Below are 3425 nucleotides of genomic sequence, written 5' to 3'. Positions count from 1 at the left end.
GCTGATTCTGGATACTCTGCGGCGCTTCCATATCGAGGAGGAGAACGCCAGCGGGCCAATGTCGCAGGTGATTGGCAGGATGGAGGCCATCGCTGTCGAAACGGGCTGCGCTATCGTATTTCTCCATCACTCCAGCAAGGGGGCGACCATGATGGGGGCTGGTGACCAACAGCAGGCCAGCCGTGGTTCATCTGTATTAGTCGATAATATCCGTTGGCAATCCTACCTTTCGGGGATGACGCCAAAGGAAGCCGAAGAGTTGGGGGTCAACGACGGCCAACGCGGTTACTTCGTCCGCTTTGGCGTCAGCAAAGCCAACTATGGCGCACCTTTTCCCGAACGTTGGCTGCGCCGACATGAGGGGGGCGTGCTCAAGCTGGCTGTGTTGGAGAGGCAAAAGAGACAGCAGTTAGTTAAGCCTAAGACAGTGGTAAGGGATGATGATGACAACTGGTAATAAGGTCGCTCCGACCAGCACAGTGTTACAGGCTAGAGTGATGATTTATCAGCCAAGCCAGCGACCCGTCGAGAGTAAGGGACAGTGGATGGAGACCAGCTTTGGCCGCTGCAGAGTGACCGGAAGACTTGGGCAGCGCCATGCTGACCTTGTAGAGTCTATGCTCTTCGTCGCTGAGCGAAAGCGAGATGTGTCCGATGGTGGAGTGGAGCTTCTGGTAGACCCTGCGCAGCTTCGTCGGATTTTATCCGATCATCAATACAGCCTTACCCAAATAGAGAAGCTATTGGTTGAACTGAGAGCGGCAACTATCGCTATAGAGACACAGCAGTTTGATTTTCCAATTATCGGTGGCCTGATTGATCATGTAATACCCTCGTCGATGACTCGTCGAGATCCTCTGACAGGTGGAGAGCGCAATCTGTGGCGTGTCCGATTGGGCGCGGTCTTAGTCATGTTGATGGAGCACGACTTATCCCTTCACTACCAGCCAGCGCCTATCGCGAGGTTCAAGTATGGGATCAGTCAAGCGGTAGCTCGGCATGTGTTGACACATAAGCATGATCCAGCAGGAGGCTGGCACATGGATACCCTGATCCGTGCGGTATGCGGTGGTGATACTTCTAGTCAAAAGATACGCGACGGACGTAGGCGATTGAAACGTGATGCCGCTGGCTTTGCCAAGCTGGGGATAGAAATCACTGATGAAAATAGGGTGAGGCGTGGTACAGGCGCCCGATAGCGTGGAGGCCTAGGTGTGGCACAGGCGCCCGAATGTGTGGTACAGCCGCCCGAAGGTGTGGCACAGGCGCCCGAATGCGTGGTACACCCGCCCGATTTTTTACTGTTTTGGCAGGATATTCAGGATATCTCAGGATCTCCAGGCGGTGTAACCGTCCGCTTTATGCGGACGGTTACACCTTGTCGGACTGCGCAATCGGCCAGAGGCCGAGAATTGAACGCCAGGAAAGGATCTAGCCCTGTAAGCTGACTGAGGGGAGATCGTAGGAAAGTGCATGGAAAGTATGTGTAAAGTTATTGGGTTTAGCTAAGTAAAGTATATGAATTTTCTTGATAATATACTGTTTTATGTGGTTTTTTATCTGTTTGCATATCTTTTCCTGGCGTAAGTACATTACTTAATCCTATGTATGACGATAACAGCCCTTTCCTATTGGGGATCCCCGAGAGATACAAGGCTGATCTGAGGGCAGGATGTGTGAAGTTAGCTAACCGGCAAGCCGGTTAACTCTCTTCACTGTCCCTTATTCGCACCTGCGGCGCTCAACGTACATCCTGCCCTGCAGGGCTTGCCAGTTACGCGGGTGATCAGAAGTCCTGTTTAGTCGGGCAATCGTTCCGTCTACGCGCCAACTCTGTCCGCATCTTGGCTGATGATTCGGCCATATCCCGCCGAAGCTCTGCGAGCTCATGGACTGTCAGTCTTCGAGCTCCTTCATCTATGGTGTTAGTTTCGAGTTGCGACACTTGATTTGTACCGGTCCCAGATCCTATGGGTTTGTTCTTATCCATGCGTTACATCCACATCGTTCGTACAAGAAATAGAAGTTGTTCAATGTACGTAAAACGCAGTACATTTTCACTACTGATTTAACGGTATATAGTCATGTCACACCTGAATAAAAATGAAACTCTTTCGATTCGTACATCAACTGAAATAAAACACCTTTTACGGTTAGCCGCTGCACGTGAACGACGTTCTGTGACATCAATGATTGAAATTTTAGTCCTAGAGTATGCCAAAGCACATGGAATAAGGCTGGAACTCTTATCGAACGATGGAGAAGAATATTTTTGATGAAGGTGCTTGGCGCTCAAAATATCAGAGCTCTGGACAATCAAAATCATCGGGAGGAAATGAATTGTTAAGAAATGGTTCGATTTGTGTAATGGTTAGGCGTTCTCGAGGTATGTCGATATGATGTTCGAACCAGTAAAGATTAATCGCTTTTTTTCTCTAGTTAACCAATCAGTTGCTGACTCGGACGAGCAAGAGTTGAGTGCTATTTGGGGTGACCCGAAACGAACTGGATGGCAGGAACTTGAGAAAGAGTTTCGCTGCGTTATCCTGGCTGAAGCAGGAGCGGGGAAGAGTTTCGAAATGGAAGCTCGTGCAAAGTATGCAACGGCATTAGGCCGTGCAGCATTCTTCATCCGGATTGAGGATATAGAGAGTGGCTTTGAGAATGCGTTCGAAGTTGGTAGCGCAGGGAGTTTTGAGAGTTGGTTGAATTCGCAAAAGGAAGCTTGGTTCTTCCTTGACTCCGTAGATGAGGCTAGATTGGATAGTCCGCGTGCTTTTGAGAAAGCAATAAGATGTTTTGCTGCACGGATTAAACAGTCTGAACAACGCGCACATATTTTCATTTCCAGTCGTCCTTATGCATGGCGTTCTCGTTCTGATCGAGAGCTGGTAGAGCGATATCTGCCCTTTACGAAGCCAAAGCTGGAAAACATAGGCGATATAGAGGTTGTGCCCAACGAAGTCGATGAAGCTGCTGAGTCTGATAGTGCTCTGCGTGTGTACCTGCTCGAACCACTCGATGAGAGTGGAATTCGTTGTTTCGCTGATCGTCGAGGAACACCACAGATAGATAAATTGATTCTCGAATTGCAGCGAGCCAATTTGATGTCAATGGCTGCGCGGCCCTTTGATCTTGAAGGTGTATTGGAAAAATGGACATCCGACCAAACACTCAATGGACGACTCGAGTTGCTACAGCACAATATCGGGTTGCGTTTGAACGAAATTGATCCAGACCGTGCGCAACGGCAGCCGCTCAACCGAGAAAAAGCGAGGTGTGGGGCACGTATTCTTGCTGCAGCTGTCATCCTGACCGGTGAGCCTGGTATTCGTGTACCAGATTCGACCCAGTCATACAAAGGTGTCGATGCGGAAGCTATCTTGGGGGATTGGGAGCCAGCAGAGGTCAAAGCACTACTTGAA

3 protein-coding genes are annotated in these 3425 nt (G+C 49.7%); all 3 read left to right on the top strand.

Annotation, left to right across the window (positions count from 1 at the left end; translation table 11 throughout):
- A partial coding sequence (locus LD28_RS0108555; protein ID WP_033136557.1) for an AAA family ATPase occupies nucleotides 1–457 on the top strand: 457 nt, incomplete at its 5' end.
- On the top strand, nucleotides 438–1199 hold the full coding sequence (locus tag LD28_RS0108550; protein WP_241462274.1) for an ABC transporter ATPase: 762 nt from the start codon (nucleotides 438–440) through the stop codon (nucleotides 1197–1199). The genes LD28_RS0108555 and LD28_RS0108550, both read left to right, overlap by 20 nt.
- A gap of 1197 nt (nucleotides 1200–2396) precedes the next feature.
- On the top strand, nucleotides 2397–3425 hold a 1029-nt coding region (locus LD28_RS0108545), incomplete at its 3' end, for a hypothetical protein (RefSeq protein WP_033136555.1).

Source organism: Aeromonas finlandensis (genome assembly GCF_000764645.1).
Classification (GTDB): Bacteria; Pseudomonadota; Gammaproteobacteria; order Enterobacterales; family Aeromonadaceae; genus Aeromonas; species Aeromonas finlandensis.
Note: the sequence above shows the minus strand (reverse complement) of the source record. Positions and strands in the feature narration are given on the sequence as shown.